This window comes from Kiritimatiellales bacterium (assembly GCA_041656295.1).
Classification (GTDB): domain Bacteria; phylum Verrucomicrobiota; class Kiritimatiellia; order Kiritimatiellales; family Tichowtungiaceae; genus Tichowtungia.
This window is the reverse complement of sequence record JBBADV010000005.1, coordinates 172,777-189,916: the sequence shown is the minus strand read 5'-3', so window position 1 is coordinate 189,916 and position 17,140 is coordinate 172,777. Positions and strand designations below refer to the sequence as shown.

Below are 17,140 nucleotides of genomic sequence, written 5' to 3'. Positions count from 1 at the left end.
GCGCTCTTGACTCCAGACTCATCGTTTCCATCCCTCCAGCAACAGGGTGTCATCCTTATGAGTCAACGAAACAATCCGCCCCCCTCTGCGGCCCGTGCTTCGGTGTCTTTTTTTATGAGTCAATTCGTTATTCCCGTCAAATGCCGGCAGCGGTTGACGGCGGCGCAACAAATGCGTATATTTTCCGGCTTTTAATACGCAAGGAATCCCGCTCCAAAAGGAATTTGACATGAAGAGAAAAGAAAAATTAAACGCAGAGGCGGAAGAGATTACCACGGAAGAAACTCCGGCGGAAGATTCGCAGTGCGGCGGAGAAGAGCTTTGCGAATGCGACGCAGCGCAGCAGCACGAACCGGCAGTGAAAACAGAAGAGGACGAATCACTGCATACCCAGTATCTGCGGTTGCGTGCTGATTTTGATAATTTCCGCAAACGTACGCAGCGCGAACGCAGTGAACTGTTTCTTTATGCGAACGAATCGCTGATCGAAGAACTGCTGCCGGTGATGGATCATTTTGAAATCGGCATAAAAAGCGCTGAAAGTCATGAAACGGATAAACCGGTGATTGACGGGTTTAAGCTGGTTTACGATCAGTTAATCAATGTGCTGAAAAAATTTAATGCGACGCCGATTGATGCCGTCGGGCAAACCTTCGATCCGCACCGGCATGAAGCAATCACGCATCTGCCTTCGAATGAACCGGCGGAAATGGTTATTGAACAGACGCGGCGCGGCTGGATGCTGGGTGAAAAACTGCTGCGCGCCGCGCAGGTGGTGGTGTCCAGCGGACCGGCGGAATAAAGGATTGTTAGTTCTATGGCAGAAAAAAAAGATTATTACGAAGTGCTCGGTGTGGCGCGCGGCGCAACAGCGGATGAAATAAAAAAGGCGTACCGCAAACTCGCAATTCAGTACCACCCCGATAAAAATCCCGGCAATAAAGCGGCGGAGGAAAGATTCAAGGAAGCGTCTGAAGCCTACGAAGTGCTGAGTGACGATAAAAAACGCCAGCAGTACGATCAGTTCGGTCACGCTGCATTCGGCGCCGGACGCGGCGCCGGTGCCGGCGGATTCAGCGGCTTCGGCGGCGGTATCGATCTTGAAGAAGCGCTACGTACGTTTATGGGTGCGACCGGCGGCGGCGGAAGTATTTTTGAAAACTTTTTCGGCGGCGGCGGCCGGGCGCGCAACCCGAACGCGCCGCAGGCGGGGGCGGATCTGCGTTTCGATCTGGAAATTGACTTTGAAGAGGCGGTGCTTGGTTCGCACCGCGAAATCCGGCTGAACGTCAATGAAACGTGTGCGCACTGCAAAGGCAGCGGCGCAGAACCGGGCACCGGGCGGCATCAATGTAAAACATGTCACGGCTCCGGACAGGTTGTCAGTGGCGGCGGGTTTATTCAGTTCCGGCAGACATGCCCGGCGTGTCACGGCGCTGGCGAAGTGGTGGATAAACCGTGCAAAGAGTGTCACGGACAGGGCCTCGTGAAAAACCGGCGTACAATTGACGTTAAAATTCCGTCCGGCGTCGAAACCGGATCGCGGCTGCGTATCGCCGGCAAAGGTGAGGGCGGGCTGCGCGGCGGGCCGGCGGGTGATCTATATATTGTGCTGCACGTTCGCGAACATGAATTTTTTAAACGCAGCGATCTCGACATTATCTGCGAAGTGCCGGTGCCCTTTCATATTGCAGCACTTGGCGGCGAAGTTTCTGTTCCGACCATTCACGGCAGAGCCACCATGAAAATTCCGGCGGGTGCCGAAAGCGGTAAGATCCTGCGGATGCGCGGCAAAGGAATTGCCAGTTCGCGTTACGGCGCCGGTGATCATCTGATCGTTGTTAAAATTGAAGTTCCGCAGAATCTTTCCGGCAAGGAAAAGAAAGCACTGCAGGAAGCCGCCGCCATGATCAACGAAAAAAATTATCCCCTGATGCAGAACATGCAGAAAGCTGCCGACCGGTTTTACGAACACAAACGCGTGCTTGAGAAATAGGATTGACTAGATTCCCGATCCGGCATCATTACCCTGCCCAACCTTCTGGCCGCAGCTGTGCCCGGAAAAGTTTCTTCTTTTATTGATTATAAAAAGAGTCGGGTGTTCACATTGCTGGGCATCGATACATTGCGGGGCAGACAGGAATCGAAGAAAGGCTCACTGAAAACGGGCAGCAAAGCGGCAATGTTTGCTCCGCACAGCGCGGCAAATTAAGCAGAAAACATTCGGAGCGTGTTATTATGCGGAATTACCGGAATGATGGATGCACCCCGGGCCTGTTGTATAATCGCATCCGTGTCGTAACCGCGATCTGCCGGCAGATACTGCGCATCAAGCCCTTCACTTAGACGGCCTGTATGTGTTGTCCTCCGCTTCGGCACCGCTTGTAACAAGTACTCGGACCGGCATCAATCATCAGTAGATCATACTATGAAGATAACCAATACAAATCCATTATCTTTAGTAACAGCCAGGCTCATCAAAATTTTAGAGTATTTTAAATAAAAGTGTGCCTTATATCTGTCTTCATGTACCAGATCCGGGCGTGTATCCGCCGGCAGAAAGACATAACGCTCGCAGAACTCCAGGATACCTTGAAGCTGAACTGTTCTTTTCCTGCAATACACTATGTTCTGCGGGAGATGAATCTGAGCTTTAAAAAAACACTGCACGCCGGTGAGCAAGAGCGCGCTGACGTCAGACAGGCCAGAACAGACGCTCTACTTCGTTGCGTCTTTTATAGAGTTCTTTCTGGTTTCATTGCCCTCATAGGCCTGATCCATCAGCAATGCGCATGGCACAACCGGCGGCTCCGTTTGCAGAAGCAGTTTCCCATCCGCACAGAGTATCCTCTGCATTTCCGGCGGAAAGACTGAAATTCGGCGCACATACAGCACTTGCAGCAACCAGATGAATTTTGGTGTCCCATCCGCCGCTGGATTTACCGATGGACTGCGGGCCCGCTTTTTTTTAAAACACCGGTATGGCATTGATCACCGTGAGGTTATTCAGCGAAACATTGCCCCGCTGCGTTGGAAGCAGCGTGCAATCTGCTCGTATTGCTCTTGTGTAAGTTGCATCCTGGCAATATAGGCAGATCCGGGGTTACAAATCAATAGCGTTAACACGCCCTAATGGAATTCCCACGCTTAAAAGCATTGGGTTTTCATTCACCATGAATGAAACTTCAGAAAAGCAGACTGTGCAGTTGAAAAAGCAAACGCTGGCATTTCCTGTGGCGGCGAAAAAGATAATTACACTCCGGGCGCGTTTTTAAACGGTGTGTTGTTTACGGTTGTTTTTCATGCCGCGGCTGAAACCGTCCGCTCCAGACCGCCGGACTGCAGCCGAAAAAACTTTTGAACGCGCGCGAAAAAACACTAGCGCTCTGGAAGCCGGAGGCTTCGGCGATTTCGGTTAATTTTATATCCGGGTCGCTCATCAGTTGAGTTGCGCGCTCGAACCGTAACCGTTCAAAAACCTTTTGCGGCGGTAATCCCATGATCTGATGAAACAGGCGCCGTAAATGTGAAGCGGAAACACCGGCCGCGCGGACAATGGTGTCGTAATCCGGGTCTTCGGCCATATGTTCACTGTACCATTGCATCGCCCGGTCGACACAGCGCTGCGCGTGCGTCGAAGTTGAGGCCTGCTGTTTACTGAGTTCAGATTCGTGAACCATCAGGCTGAGTCCGGAAAGAATATGCTGATAGCAGATAATTGATGCGCGGCTTGGATTCTGCCGGTGGTATACTGCAAGATCCGCCCATGCCCGCAGCTGCCGGCATTGTGCCGGAGTTAATGAGATGCAGATGTAATTTTCGTCGGAATTCCGGCAGTAATGTTCCACAAACGGCGGAACCGTCTGAAAATGGAACACCGCGATTTCAGCCTCGCGTTCTTTGTTGCCAACCCAGCCGTGGGTGTGCTGCGGTGGAAAAACCCATAAGGACTGAGCGTGCAGAATATCCGGACCTTCCGGAAAAAGAATTCCGATTTCGCCGCGGATTACCGCCTCAAATTCCCAGACGTTGCGGGTTAATATCCTGCCTTTCCAGGTCGGCTTTTTTTTTGAGTACTGCCGCTTCCCGTTTCCGATGTACGATAAAAACATAAAATTAAACAATCATAGAATGGGCGCAAATGTCAAGTTATTGAGCGATGGAGTTATTTACAATGCGGTCGATAAAATTGACTGTTTACCCGTATGAGTAAAAAACAGATTTCTAACGGGCTGCTCCGGAAACGTTATGTGATTATCGGTGCCGGGCGGCGTTCTGAACTTTTCAGTGATTCAATTCTCGGCAGTTATGCCGAGGTTGCTGAACTGGTGGGCTATTGCGATCCGAATCCCGTACGTCCGGCCTATTACAATTCGGTGTATGCAGAAAAATACAATGCGCCGCCGGTGCCGGTTTTTCCGGCGACGGAGTTCGACCGGATGCTGGAGCAGCAGCGGCCGGATTTCGTCATTGTTTCCTGCATCGACCGGCTGCATCACGAATACATTGTCCGCGCGCTGGATGCCGGTTGCGATGTGATAACTGAAAAGCCGATGACGACGGATATTCCGAAATGTAAACTGATTCTGGATGCGGTGGAGCGCACCGGCCGGTCGGTGCGGGTGGCTTTCAACTACCGTTATTCGCCGGTGCGGTGTGCGATGAAAGAGCTGCTGCTGAAAAAGACCGTCGGCGATATCACGTCGGTGCATTTCGAATGGCTGCTGGATACGAAGCATGGCGCTGATTATTTCCGGCGGTGGCACCGCAATAAAATCAATTCCGGCGGTTTGATGGTACACAAATCCACACACCATTTTGATCTGGTGAACTGGTGGCTGGACAGTTCGCCGGAAACGGTTTTCGGGTTCGGTACGCTGGCGTTTTACGGCAAAGTCAATGCCGAAGCGCGCGGGGAAGTTCATAACTATTTCCGGGGAACATCGCCGGAAGCTAAAGGTGATCCGTTTGCACTGGATCTCCGGAAAAGCAAAATGCAGGAAGAGATGTATTACAAAGCCGAAGCGTATGATCATTATCTGCGCGATCAAAATGTTTTCGGTGACGGCATCGATATTGAAGACACGATGAATGTGCTGGTGCGTTACCGCAGCGGCGCTCAGATGACATATTCACTGATGGCATATTCACCGTGGGAAGGATGCCGGATTGCCTTTAACGGAACAAAAGGGCGGATTGAACTGGAGGAAACTGAAAAGTCCTATATCAGCGGCGCCGCCGGCAAAAACGGGGAATCCTGCAGTGAAACCAAACGGATCACTGTATTTCCCCATTGGAGCACTCCGTATGCGGTGGAACTGCCGGACGTTGATGGTGATCACGGCGGCGGTGACGCACGGATGGCCAAAGATATTTTCGCGCCGGTTGATGACGATATGCTGGGCTGTTCAGCCGGATATTTAGACGGAGCGCGTTCAATTTTAACAGGAATTGCGGCCAACCGATCATTTGAAACCGGATTGCCGGTTGCGGTGGATCATTTACTGAAACTGTAGATTTCGGGAACCGGCTGGTTTGGAACAGCCGGTTCAAAACAAGGAGAGAGGGAACAGAGTAACCAGAAGGAGGAAGAGATGGAAAAGAGAGTAAATTGTAAAGTTCAGGTCGCCGGAATTATAACATGCATTCTGATGTTGGCAGGTGCCGCATTAGGAGATATCATCCTTAGTTATGATGCCGCCATGCCGGGCGAGAATGTGCTGACTTCTTTTATGCCGACCGGCACTATAAACGGGTTGGATTGGCGGGATAATGCGAGCGGTTCGCGTGCAGTCGGGCAGTCTTTTTATGTTTCTGCAAACACGATTATGGACTCATTCAGCTTGCTGGCAAATGGGAATCCTCAAAGTGGAGCTCGTGGTGCCGAATTTACAGTACAGGTTTTCCAAAGCGCAAGTGAAACCAGTATCGGAAGTGTGGTTTCAACACAAACCGGAACTTATCTCTCGGATAGTACAGGAGTTTCCGGCAAATGGGTTACATTTGACATAGATAATATAACACTCTCTGCAGGATATTATTATACATTTACACTTTCTTTCAATAACAGCAATGTGGCGAGCCAGAATCAAGTATTTTCTACGGCGGCTTCTCCTGAAAATTATGCCGGCGGTCGGAACTGGCGAAACGATAATAATGCCGGCTGGGCTGTTGCAAACGGCGGCGTGGCTGATATGGCCTTTGTTGTCCAGGTCATTCCTGAGCCGGTTTCAGCCGGATTGCTGGTCGCCGGCGGTTGCATTCTGATGACTTTGAGAAGACAGCGTATTGCTCGCTAACTGACCGGATAAATTCAGGTTGCAGAATTAACAGTCCCTCAAATTAATTCTGCAACCTTTTGTTTGCTGGAGATAATCAAGATGAGTATCCGTAACACATATAAATTATATCGAATTATTCTGCTGCTTTCCGCCGCCGGCTGCCTGTCTGCTCAGGCTGCAGTGACTGTCAGTTATGATGCGGCCATGCCCGCGACGAATGTTTTAACTTCTTTTGTTCCGGCCGGTACGGTGAATGGATTGCAATGGCGGGATGATACAGCCAATGTATCGCGTGCCGTTGGACAGTCATTTTTAGCGGTTAGTAATGCAATTATGGATTCATTCAGCTTAATGGCTGTAACAAGCGGCGGCTCGCTTCAATCCGGTGCTGTAAACGCGCCGTTTACTGTAATTATTTATGAAAGCAGCAGTGAAACAGACCTTGGCACTGCGATCAGTACTCAAGGCGGAAATTATCTTTCATCGGCTCCCGGCCTGGGTGGACAATGGATAACGTTTGATATAGAGGATATCAATCTCACTGCCGGAAAATATTATACGTTTACACTGATGTGGGATACTCCCGCTAAGGCCGGCCAGAGTCAGACCTTTGGTGCGGCAACGACCAGTGAGAACTACCCAAATGGACGGAACTGGCGGAAAGACGGTACTGCGAACTGGGCTGTTGCAAACAGCGGCCTGGCGGATATGGCCTTTGTCGTCCAGTATGGATTCCCTGCCAAAAACGTTCGTCTGCTGATTATCGGCGGAAATTGATTTTGTTGTTCAGCCGTGCATATTTTTGAAAACGCTTGTCATATTTTCTTTAATTGCGACGTTTTTGTCCCGGCGCGAAATTGAAACCGGCGACCCGGTGACTGTATTAAAAAATCTGTCGCCGGATTTTCCGGCGGTGGTCCGGATTCTGCCGGGAACGTATACAGTTCCATCCGGCGGAATTCATTTGCGGCAGTTGAGAAACGTAACCATTCTGGCGGACCAGGTTGTGTTTTTAACCGGCGACCCGCAGAGCAGAACGCTGCTGTTTGAGCAGTGCACCGATGTAACGGTTCGCGGACTGACGATTGACTATGACCCACTGCCGTTTACGCAGGCGACATTAACGGCGGTTGATTACAAAGCGTACACCGCCGATTTCACAGTACACGACGGTTATCCGGATTTAACAGAACCTTATCTTGCAAAACGGTTTCATCTATTTGAGGCCGGTCAGCCGCGGTGGAAAGAGGGCGCGCCGGATTATTATGTTCAGCAGGTGGAACGGTTGGATGCACGCACCGGTCGCATTCATTTGCTGAACGAAGATCCGGGAATTGGATTCTTGGCTTCCGGGGACCGGGTTGTGTTTAACATCCGCGACGGATATGCGGTTAAAATAGCGAACGGATGCAAAGATATTACACTGGAAAATGTCACCATTCATGCAGCTCCCGGCGCGGCGGTGATGGTGCGGTATGCAGAAAACACCGGAATATATAAAAATCTCAAAGTGATTCCTGGTCCGACGCCGGACGGAACGGTGCATGAGCGCCTGATGTCAACCGGCGCCGACGGATTTAATGCGGCCTATACCCGCACGGGTCCGCTGCTGGATGGATGTGAGTTCGCTTATATGGGCGATGATTCTGTTAATCTGCATGGACTGATTCTGCCGGTGCTGCTGTTTTCCGATTCACAAACATTCATTGCGATGCGGCCGGGATCGGAACCGTTTGAAGCCGTGTTCCGTCGCGGAGATAACATCCGGTTTTTAACCGCACCTGATTACCGGTTGATTGGGCAGGCGGAAGTTCAGGCTGTAACGCGGGATGGCGTTCCGGAAAACGTGGATTGGCTGACGGCGATCAAAGAAGTCTGGCCGTCATTTAAATCCGGCGATGCGGCGTCATTCTATCGCGTCGCATTAGAAACCGGAGTTGATTTCGAACGTATGCTTTCCGGCGGCGGACGGATTTTTTTTGAAAGCTTTGCCGCCGCGCCGACCGGATATGTTATCCAGAATAATTCGTTTCGCGATCATCGCGGGCGGGGATTGCGGTTAATGGCCGGAAACGGTGTGGTGCACAGTAATTATTTCGCCCGGATTAAAGGCGCGGCAATCAGCGCCGGCCCCTCATTCGCGTATTGGAAAGAAGCCGGCTGGGTCGAAAATATTACGATACGTGATAATATGATTTATGATGCCGGACATGGCCGGGATATAACCGATGCCGACAGTTATACGCTGGGGGCGATTTCGATTTTTGCTGAAGTTGTATCAAACGGTTTTCAAACAGTATATTATGCCGGCAACCGCAATCTGAACATCATTAATAATACAATTGATGGCTGTTCTGTAGATGGAATTAATGTTGTTGCTGCAAATGACGTTTTAGTTGAAAGCAACACCATCCGGCGGGTTAATCAACGTTCTATCTCAGATGCCGGCAGTGCATATGGACTACGGTACGGTCAGGCGGTGACGGTGCAGTATTCGACGTCAACAACTGTGCAGGACAATAATACAGGCTCAGAATAGAAAGGTGGATGCATATGATAATCATGCGTAGTTTAATTATTGGCTTAATCTCTATTATCGGATCGAGCCACGCAACGCAGACGGACTTTACCTGTACGCTTATTACCGGTGTGCCGGAAATTGTTCGTGATGTGTCGTATTTTAATCAGGACGATAATGTTGGTATGCGCTGTTTCTGGATCGACGGAGACGGACGCAGGGATATCGGCCAGCAGTTTTCAATTGATACTCCGGTGGCATTACGCAGTTTAGCATTGCGAATCCGTTCCGCGGCATCGTCGAGTCTGTATGAACGTCCGTTCCGGTTGACATTCGCCCGGCAGATTTCCGGTAAAATTTTGCCCGGAGAAATTATTGCCGAATACAACGGGTTGATTCCGGCCAAGGGGCAGGTTCCGTCCAGTGGCAAATGGCTGGTGTTGGATTTTCCGGCACTGTCGCTTGAGCGCGGTGAGTACTGCTTTCTGCTCCAGTATGCAGAATCCGGTGCGAACGGGCAGGCGGTCGTTTTAACTGCCGGTTCTGTCGGTGCCTATAAAAACGGGAAAGGATTTCAGGCTGCAACTCCGGGGGCGTGGGCTGAGGGACGTCCGGTCAATTTTATTTTGTCCAGTGATTCGGTTTTTTCTGACGAACCCCGCATCCTGAAAGTTGACCGGCGGGGCGGAACGCCCTACGCAACAGTTGCCGCCGCCGCGGCAGCGGTCGAACCGGGCGATACGCTGTTTCTTGTTCCCGGCAGCGGGCCGTACCGTGAACCGCTGTTTATCCGCACATCCGGCACGGCGGAGAAGCCGGTTATTATAGAAGGGAATAATGAACTGGTCACCGGCTTTGATCTGTTAACCGGATTCCGTGCAGAAAACGGTGTGATGGTGTGTGACTTGCCGGTTGAATTTCCGTGCGTTCTGGCATATCAGGGCGAACGGCTGCGGCAAAGCGCTGAAACCGGGCAATTCACAAAATACGCAGTTCTTTCTGCCGATCAAAAACGAATTGGACTGCTGCCGGGAGTGGAAACAAACGGATGGGAAGTTTCAGCCCGGCGTTTCGCCGTGCAGATTTTAAATGTGTCTCATCATGTATACCGGAATTTAAAAGCCTCGGGTTCGCAGAACGACGGATTTAATCTGCACGGAACCGGAGATAATGTTCTGTTCGAAAACATTGAGGGATTTCAGAATCTGGACGAAGGATTTTCTGCACATGATAATTATCAGTGTGAAATCCGGAACGGTGCATTTTTTGATAATGATAACGGAATTGCGAATATGGATTCCAACGTTGTTATGAAAGCGGAAAATATTACGATTTATGATAATCTCGGAAACGGATTATGGCTGAGGAGCGGCGTCGGCGATTTAAAACAGGTGAAGGTCTGGAATAACGGAATCACTCAAATCTATTTTGATACAGACGCAACAGTTCAAGTAACAGACTGCCTGTTAATTGAGCCGGCGTGGAGTAATCGCGTATGGATCAGTTATATGGAAACCCGTAATGATACCGCTGTCATGCCGCTTCGCATAAAATCGACAGCGACTGTAAACGGTGGATCCGTTCAGGTTCATTCCGCACCGTAAATGACGATGTTACGGACGTGAAAAGAGCGCAAATGTCAATTCTTTGGGCGGCGTGAGGGTTTACATCTGCGATATTTAAATTCAGAATTTTTTCATAATCTGCCGGTTGTGTAACCGGTGGAATAACGTGCGAAAGAGAGAGATGAAAGCATTAGTACATAACCAGGCCAATGATTTTATGTTTCAGGATGTGCCGGAGCCGGAAATTCGTGCGCATGATGTTTTAATTGAAGTGAAAGCGGTGGGCATTTGCGGCAGCGATGTTCACGGCATGACGGGAAAAACCGGGCGGAGACAGCCGCCGATTATTATGGGACACGAAGCCGCCGGAATTATAAAAAAAACCGGCGCCGGTGTAACGGACTATAGAACCGGCGATCGTGTGACATTTGATTCAACAATTTATTGCAACGAATGCAGTTTCTGCCGGCAGGGAAAAATAAATCTTTGCGACAACCGGCGAGTTCTCGGGGTTTCCTGTGATGAATATAAACAAGACGGTGCGATGGCAGAATACGTGAGCGTGCCGGAACATATTCTTTATAAAATTCCTGACCAGATGACATTCCCGCAGGCGGCTATGATTGAAGCGGTGTCGATTGCCTTCCATGCGGTTGCGCGCAGTCGCATACAGTTGAATCAGTCGGTGGCTGTTTTCGGATGCGGAATCATCGGACTGCTGATTATTCAGGCTGCGAAACTGGCCGGCTGCGGAACGGTCTGGGCGATTGATCTGGATCAGAAAAAATTAGAATTTGCTAAGAAGTTCGGCGCGGATTTCTGCCTGAATTCCTCTGCGGATGCCGAGCATGAAATTAAAGCAAAAACCGGCAATGCCGGCGCAGACATCATATTTGAGGCGGTGGGAATTCAGCCGACCATTACGGCGGCAATTGATGCAGTGAAAAAAGGCGGCACGGTAACGCTGGTCGGAAACCTGTCGCCGGAAATTACACTGCCGCTTCAGAAAGTCGTAACGCAAGAATTAAATATTTTAGGCTCATGCGCCTCCACCGGAGAATATCAGGTGTGTATCGACATGATTGTTCAGGGACGGATTGACGTTGATTCGCTGATTTCAAAAACGGTACCGCTGTCGGAAGGCCGCGAGTGGTTTAATGCGCTGGCGGCGAATCAAGGTGATCTGTTTAAAGTGGTTCTCGTTCCATAAAGCAGGAATTAAATTCCGGTGCGGTTTTTAATGAGGAGATAATATGAAAAATAACGTACATAATTTTTTTGATTTAAGCGGCAAGACAGCAGTGGTGAGCGGCGGCAGCCGGGGGCTTGGCCAATATTTCGGGCGGGCGCTGGCGAAAGCCGGTGCGGATTTAATTATTACCGCTCGCCGGAAAGAGGATTGCTGTGAATTTGTTGAAGAAATGAAACAGCTCGGCAGAAACGTTGCGGCATACGATCTGGATGTTCGGGAAGAGGATAGCATAAAAGAGTTTTCCACCGCAGTTCTTAAAGATTACGGACATATTGACATTCTGGTCAATAATGCCGGATGCAATCGCCGCAAACCGGCGCTGGATGTGTCGTGGGATGACTGGAATACAATTCTTAACACGAATCTGCGCGGAACATTTTTTATGTGCAAAGCATTCGGGCCGTCGATGATTAACCGGCGGTATGGAAAAATCATTAACATTGGATCGGTAACGTGTGTCTTCGGTTATGCCGGACTGGTGCCGTATTCCGCCAGTCGCGGCGGTGTGGCTCAAATGACGAAAGCCTTGGCGGATGATTGGGGCGCGTATGGAATCAATGTCAACTGCCTTGCGCCGGGCTGGTTTAAAACAGAGCAGAACAAAGTTCTGTACGAAAATAAAGAGTGGGTGAATTACATTTGCGACCGGATTCCGTTAAAGCGTCCGGGGCGGCCGAATGATTTGGACGGCACGGTTGTTTTTCTGGCGTCGGATGCTTCGGAATATATCACCGGCCAGGTGCTTCTGGTTGACGGAGGCATCAGCACCGGCGCGACGAAAGCTACAGTCTGATTAAAAAGGATTTAATGATGAAAACCGATTTGCTGGCAGCGGAAAAAGCATTGCAGGAAAAATATCCGGCATATAAAGGCGTTGATGAGGATTATGTGCATGCCGGACAGACGGCTCTTGACCGGGTGTTCGACTGGAAATTCGGCATCCGTATTCATTGGGGGATTTATTCGATTACCGGAAACGGACGGGAATCCTGGCCGTTAAACGAGCTGGGTCACGATTTGCCGCAATTCCGTGCACAATACGAAGAGCTGTATAAATGGTGGAATCCATCCATGTTCAATGCGGATGAATGGACGGATATGATGGTCGATTCCGGGTTGAAGTTTTTTTCGTTTACAACAAAACACCACGATGGATTTTCAATGTATGATACGAAAACCAGGGTGAAACGTCGGCGTGTGCACGTTGGTCCGGATGCCGGAAAAATCGTAGAGTGCGATCTGGCGTACAGTATTATGGAGACGCCGTTCGGCAGAGACATTGTTAAAGAACTGGTTGATGCCGCGCGGAAAAAAGATTTGGGAATCGGTTTATATTTTTCGCATATCGACTGGTTTGATTCTGATTTCAGGATTGACGAGTGGAACTATCAGAAAGATATCGAATACACACCGCTGCGCGCGGAATTTACCCGGCCGCATGAACGATATATAAAAGAAAATGATCCGGATGGATTTAAGCGGATGATTTTCCGCCATCGGGAACAGATTCGTGAACTGCTCAGCAATTACGGTCCGGTCGACATGTTGTGTTTCGATATGAATTTTCCGGATGATGGACGCACCCATGGAATTCGTGACGATCTTATTGAAACCGTTAAAATGGCGCGCAAACTGCAGCCGCATGTTCTGATGCGGCGCAGAGGGATTGATCCGTATGGCGATTATAAAACGCCTGAACGTTTTGTTCCATCAGATGCCGAGTCAGGCGAGGGTGGTGGAAAAATGCCCTGGATGGTTATTTATCCCGGCAGTACTCATTTCTCGCACATATGGGGCGATGACTATAAAGACGAAAAGTGGATATTGGATAATCTGATAAAAATTACGGCGCAAGGCGGTAATTTTCAGGTCGGGTTCGGGCCGGGACCGGATGGATGGTTCGATGCGGAAATAATCCGGCGGTTGAAAAAAGTCGGACAATGGCTGAAAGTCAACGGCGAGGCGATTTATAATACCCGGCCGTTTTCTGCGGCGAACGATGGCGAACATATTTTTTACACGCGAACAAAAGATCGCAGATCTGTTTATGCAATAGTTACATCCTGGCCGGATGCAGCATTTTCCGGCGGTGCGGTTCTGCTGCCGGCTATAAAAACGTGCACGGCGGTAACAATGCCCGGCTCTGATTTTTCATTCAAACACCGTCAGACTGAACAGGGGCTTGAAATTGAGATTCCGGACTGGTTTCGCAATGAAGATAACCGTCCGTGTTCAATGGCATATGTATTTAAAATCGGACAGGAATAAACATGCTGTACGGAAAACTGATTCATCCGGAAATTCTTGATGCGCTCGCGCGGGCCGGTCATGGCGGCCGGCTGCTGATTGCAGACGGCAATTATCCTTTTTCCACCGGCGCGCCGGAAACAGCAACGCGGGTTTATTTAAATTTTTCGCCCGGCATGTTGAATGTATGCGACGTATTAACTGTGATCAAAGATGCAATTCCAATTGAATCTGCGCTCATCATGATTCCGCCGGATGCGGAAGAGCAGGAAATCCACCGTGAGTTTAAAAATATATTGAATAAGGACACCGCTTTTATTTCCAAACAACGGTTTGATTTTTATCAGGACGTATTGTCGGCATCCACATGTTTAGTGATCTGCACCGGCGAAACCAGACGCTTCGCCAATATTCTTCTCACCATCGGTGTGAATGCCTGAATGAATTAAAAATTTTTATCAACCGGAACTGTAAATGAAAAATATTGATAAAAGGAAATGTGGTAACTCAGAGATTGAATTATCTGTTTTAGGAATGGGCTGCTGGGCTTTCGGAGGCGGAGAATACTGGGGCGACCAGAACCAGAACGATGTGAATGATGTTGTGCGACATGCGGTTGAGTGCGGCATCAATTATTTTGATACCGCCGAAGCGTATAATCAGGGCCGCAGTGAACAGTCATTGGGAGAGGCGATAAAAGGGCTGCCGCGGGATAAAATCATTATCGGTACAAAAATATCTCCGTCGAATACAGAACCTGAGAATTTGAAAAAACATCTGGATGACTCATTGCGCCGGCTGGGTACGGACTATATTGACATCTATATGGTTCATTGGCCGATTACACCGAAAGCCATCGCTCATTTTACGGATGAAAAAATATGTCCAGACACGCGGAAAGCTTTTGAAACGCTGATTGATTTAAAAAATTCCGGAAAAATCCGGGAGATCGGAGTCAGTAATTATGCGATTCCGCGCATGGAAGAAATTGCCGATTTTCTGGATCAGGTTTGTGTTAACGAACTGCCGTACAGTCTGCTGACCAGAGGCATTGAAATTAACACACTGGATTTTCTGAAGAGTAAAAAAATCGGCGTTATCGGCTATATGACCCTGCTGCAGGGAATCCTGGCCGATATTTATCCTTCAATTGATGATATTCCGGTGTGGCAGCGGCGGACCCGGCATTTTAACAGTGCGCGAACAAAAGAGTGCCGGCATGGAGAACCCGGAGCTGAAGTCGAGCTGGGTGCGGCATTGGACGGCATCCGTGCGGTGATGAAAGAAACCGGGTTAAGCATGCCGGAACTGGCAATCAAATGGGTTGCGGCGAATCCGGATATTACCTGTGCGCTGGTCGGTGCCAGAAGTGTAAACGAACTGAATGCCAATATTAATGCGGTCACATCTGCTCCGTTGAGTACGGATGTAATTCATGAACTGAACCGGTGTACGCAGGATTTATTAAATAAACTGGGCGCCGGTTTCGATTATTACGAAAGCGTTTCAGAAGACAGAACGGTTTAAAAAGGAGCAACCAAATGAAGATGATTCAGCAGGCAAAATATATTGCGGTTCTTATTTCACTGTCAGTCCGGATATACTGTATCGAGACAGATGATCCGGTAAAAACATTAACGTCTCTTCCCGCGGGAACACCGGCGGAAATAACAATCGCGCCCGGTACGTACAAACTGCCTGCCGGCGGATTCAGCTTTAAAAAACTTCAGGATGTTAAAATCAATGCGGCCGGTGTTATTTTTATTGCCACGGAGCCGCGGAAACAGGCGCTTCGTCTGGAAGCCTGTACGAACGTAACGATTGACGGTTTGACGATTGATTATGATCCGTTGCCGTTTACGCAGGGCACAATCACGTCGATTGATGCCGCGGCGTACACCGCAGATTTTACCGTGCATGACGGGTATCCGGATTTAACGAAAGATTATCTTGTTAAACGGTTCCATCTGTTTGCCGCCGATCAGCCTCGCTGGAAAGAGGGTGCGCCGGAATATTATATTAAACGTGTTGAAAGTCTGAGCGCACGTACCGGCCGGATTTATTTGCAGGCGATTCCCGCGGAGTTTGCTTTTCTGGAAGTCGGCGACCGGGTGGTATTTAATCTGCGGTCTTCGCACACGGTGAACATTATGGACGGGTGCAAAGATATAACATTAGAAAATTTCACAATCCATGCCGGTCCCGGCGCGGCAATTATCATACGGTTTGCAGAAAATGCCGGGACGTATAAACGGGTGCGGGTTATTCCCGGACCGCTGCCGGCAGGTGCAACGGAAGAGCGACTTTTTTCTACCTGTGCAGACGGGTTTAATGTTGCGTATACGCGGGCAGGACCGATATTAGAAGACAGCGAATTCGCCTATATGGGCGATGATTCTGTGAATTTGCACGGTGTTGCGCTGCCGGTGATGAAATGGGAAAATTCCCGCGCCTGTCTCACCATGCGGCCTTTTATTGATTCGTTTAATGAAATACTTCGCCCGGGTGATGAAGTGCGCTTTCTGGCGGAACCGGATTATCGTCTGGTTGCAACCGCGGAAATCAAAGAAATGTCTAAAGTTGCGATGCCGGATGCTTCCTGGATGAAAAGAATCAAGGAAATCTGGCCGACCAAGAGTGATGAAAAAGCGACATTTTATCGAGTCCGGTTTGATCGTGATGTGAAATTTCCGGCGGATGGACTGTATTTTGAAGTTTTCGCCATCAGTGCGCCGGATTATATCATCCGCAACTGCTGGTTCCATGACCACCGGGGCAGAGGATTGCGTTTAATGACCGGAAACGGTCTGGTTGAAAGCAACCGGTTTGAGCGCATCAAAGATGCCGGAATCAGTGCCGGACATTCTCTCGGATTCTGGAAAGAAGCCGGCTGGGTTGAAAATGTAATCATCAGAAATAATATCATTAAAGATACGGGCATGGGCGCCAGAGTACTGACGGAGAAAAGCTACACTCTAGGTGCAATATCAATTTTTGCAGAGAATAAACCGTTAGGTAAAGATACGCCGTATTATCCGGGGAATCGTAATTTACAGATTATTGGGAATACAATTGAAGGATACCCGTTGGACGGAATTCACATCGCTGCCGCAAAAGATGTTTTGGTTGAAGGCAACACAATCCGGCGGGTTAATCTGAAAACCGTTCCGGATGCCGGCCGGTTGTATGGCGTAAGTTCCGGCGGGCCTGTTACGGTGCAGTTTTCTGAATCCGTTACAGTCACGAATAATATTGTGGTTCAATAACGTTTAACGCT

Annotated in this window: 14 protein-coding genes and 1 pseudogene; 13 read left to right on the top strand and 2 right to left on the bottom strand. The window is 49.5% G+C overall.

Annotation, left to right across the window (positions count from 1 at the left end; genetic code table 11):
• The first annotated feature begins 229 nt into the window (after window positions 1-229).
• Both WC959_05170 and dnaJ read left to right on the top strand, forming a co-directional pair.
• Window positions 230-802: a nucleotide exchange factor GrpE gene (locus WC959_05170; GenBank protein MFA5688517.1), complete on the top strand. Its 573-nt coding sequence runs from the start codon at window positions 230-232 to the stop codon at window positions 800-802.
• Window positions 803-817: 15 nt separating this feature from the next.
• Entirely contained in the window at window positions 818-1,996 is a 1,179-nt protein-coding gene (gene dnaJ, locus WC959_05165) for a molecular chaperone DnaJ (protein MFA5688516.1), read from the top strand.
• A 740-nt stretch (window positions 1,997-2,736) separates the two neighbouring features.
• Here dnaJ and WC959_05160 read toward each other — a convergent pair.
• Window positions 2,737-2,968: pseudogene (locus WC959_05160) on the bottom strand (IS5/IS1182 family transposase).
• Window positions 2,969-3,287: 319 nt separating this feature from the next.
• Window positions 3,288-4,112, bottom strand: a complete 825-nt coding sequence (locus WC959_05155; protein ID MFA5688515.1) for an AraC family transcriptional regulator — start codon at window positions 4,110-4,112, stop codon at window positions 3,288-3,290.
• 93 nt (window positions 4,113-4,205) lie between these two features.
• On the opposite strand from WC959_05155, the gene WC959_05150 reads away from it, so the two are divergent.
• From WC959_05150 to WC959_05100, 11 genes are all read left to right on the top strand, one after another.
• Window positions 4,206-5,516, top strand: coding sequence for a Gfo/Idh/MocA family oxidoreductase (locus tag WC959_05150; protein MFA5688514.1), 1,311 nt, complete (start codon window positions 4,206-4,208; stop codon window positions 5,514-5,516).
• Between the two features lie 78 nt (window positions 5,517-5,594).
• Complete coding sequence (locus WC959_05145) at window positions 5,595-6,299, top strand: hypothetical protein (GenBank protein ID MFA5688513.1); 705 nt, start codon at window positions 5,595-5,597, stop codon at window positions 6,297-6,299.
• A gap of 81 nt (window positions 6,300-6,380) precedes the next feature.
• On the top strand, window positions 6,381-7,058 hold the full coding sequence (locus tag WC959_05140) for a hypothetical protein (GenBank protein MFA5688512.1): 678 nt from the start codon (window positions 6,381-6,383) through the stop codon (window positions 7,056-7,058).
• Window positions 7,059-7,083: 25 nt separating this feature from the next.
• Window positions 7,084-8,820: a right-handed parallel beta-helix repeat-containing protein gene (locus WC959_05135; GenBank protein MFA5688511.1), complete on the top strand. Its 1,737-nt coding sequence runs from the start codon at window positions 7,084-7,086 to the stop codon at window positions 8,818-8,820.
• Window positions 8,821-8,834: 14 nt separating this feature from the next.
• Window positions 8,835-10,403 carry a right-handed parallel beta-helix repeat-containing protein gene (locus tag WC959_05130; protein MFA5688510.1) on the top strand — a complete coding sequence of 523 codons (1,569 nt, stop codon included), beginning with the start codon at window positions 8,835-8,837 and terminating at the stop codon, window positions 10,401-10,403.
• A gap of 142 nt (window positions 10,404-10,545) precedes the next feature.
• Window positions 10,546-11,574 (top strand): galactitol-1-phosphate 5-dehydrogenase, encoded by a 1,029-nt coding sequence (locus tag WC959_05125; GenBank protein ID MFA5688509.1) that lies wholly within the window; start codon window positions 10,546-10,548, stop codon window positions 11,572-11,574.
• A gap of 43 nt (window positions 11,575-11,617) precedes the next feature.
• Window positions 11,618-12,409, top strand: a complete 792-nt coding sequence (locus WC959_05120; GenBank protein ID MFA5688508.1) for a glucose 1-dehydrogenase — start codon at window positions 11,618-11,620, stop codon at window positions 12,407-12,409.
• Window positions 12,410-12,423: 14 nt separating this feature from the next.
• Window positions 12,424-13,884 carry an alpha-L-fucosidase gene (locus WC959_05115; GenBank protein ID MFA5688507.1) on the top strand — a complete coding sequence of 487 codons (1,461 nt, stop codon included), beginning with the start codon at window positions 12,424-12,426 and terminating at the stop codon, window positions 13,882-13,884.
• 2 nt (window positions 13,885-13,886) lie between these two features.
• The gene (locus WC959_05110; protein ID MFA5688506.1) at window positions 13,887-14,303 is read left to right on the top strand and encodes an RbsD/FucU family protein; all 417 of its coding nucleotides are present in this window, start codon (window positions 13,887-13,889) and stop codon (window positions 14,301-14,303) included.
• Window positions 14,304-14,337: 34 nt separating this feature from the next.
• Complete coding sequence (locus WC959_05105; GenBank protein ID MFA5688505.1) at window positions 14,338-15,390, top strand: aldo/keto reductase; 1,053 nt, start codon at window positions 14,338-14,340, stop codon at window positions 15,388-15,390.
• A gap of 14 nt (window positions 15,391-15,404) precedes the next feature.
• The gene (locus WC959_05100; protein MFA5688504.1) at window positions 15,405-17,129 is read left to right on the top strand and encodes a right-handed parallel beta-helix repeat-containing protein; all 1,725 of its coding nucleotides are present in this window, start codon (window positions 15,405-15,407) and stop codon (window positions 17,127-17,129) included.
• Window positions 17,130-17,140: the final 11 nt, after the last annotated feature.

What these genes read in the sequence shown, in the direction of transcription:
- WC959_05170 (MFA5688517.1), top strand. Translation starts at nt 230, where the DNA reads ATGAAGAGAAAAGAAAAATTAAACGCAGAGGCGGAAGAGATTACCACG.
- dnaJ (MFA5688516.1), top strand. Translation starts at nt 818, where the DNA reads ATGGCAGAAAAAAAAGATTATTACGAAGTGCTCGGTGTGGCGCGCGGC.
- WC959_05155 (MFA5688515.1), bottom strand. Translation starts at nt 4,112, where the DNA reads ATGTTTTTATCGTACATCGGAAACGGGAAGCGGCAGTACTCAAAAAAA.
- WC959_05150 (MFA5688514.1), top strand. Translation starts at nt 4,206, where the DNA reads ATGAGTAAAAAACAGATTTCTAACGGGCTGCTCCGGAAACGTTATGTG.
- WC959_05145 (MFA5688513.1), top strand. Translation starts at nt 5,595, where the DNA reads ATGGAAAAGAGAGTAAATTGTAAAGTTCAGGTCGCCGGAATTATAACA.
- WC959_05140 (MFA5688512.1), top strand. Translation starts at nt 6,381, where the DNA reads ATGAGTATCCGTAACACATATAAATTATATCGAATTATTCTGCTGCTT.
- WC959_05130 (MFA5688510.1), top strand. Translation starts at nt 8,835, where the DNA reads ATGATAATCATGCGTAGTTTAATTATTGGCTTAATCTCTATTATCGGA.
- WC959_05125 (MFA5688509.1), top strand. Translation starts at nt 10,546, where the DNA reads ATGAAAGCATTAGTACATAACCAGGCCAATGATTTTATGTTTCAGGAT.
- WC959_05120 (MFA5688508.1), top strand. Translation starts at nt 11,618, where the DNA reads ATGAAAAATAACGTACATAATTTTTTTGATTTAAGCGGCAAGACAGCA.
- WC959_05115 (MFA5688507.1), top strand. Translation starts at nt 12,424, where the DNA reads ATGATGAAAACCGATTTGCTGGCAGCGGAAAAAGCATTGCAGGAAAAA.
- WC959_05110 (MFA5688506.1), top strand. Translation starts at nt 13,887, where the DNA reads ATGCTGTACGGAAAACTGATTCATCCGGAAATTCTTGATGCGCTCGCG.
- WC959_05105 (MFA5688505.1), top strand. Translation starts at nt 14,338, where the DNA reads ATGAAAAATATTGATAAAAGGAAATGTGGTAACTCAGAGATTGAATTA.
- WC959_05100 (MFA5688504.1), top strand. Translation starts at nt 15,405, where the DNA reads ATGAAGATGATTCAGCAGGCAAAATATATTGCGGTTCTTATTTCACTG.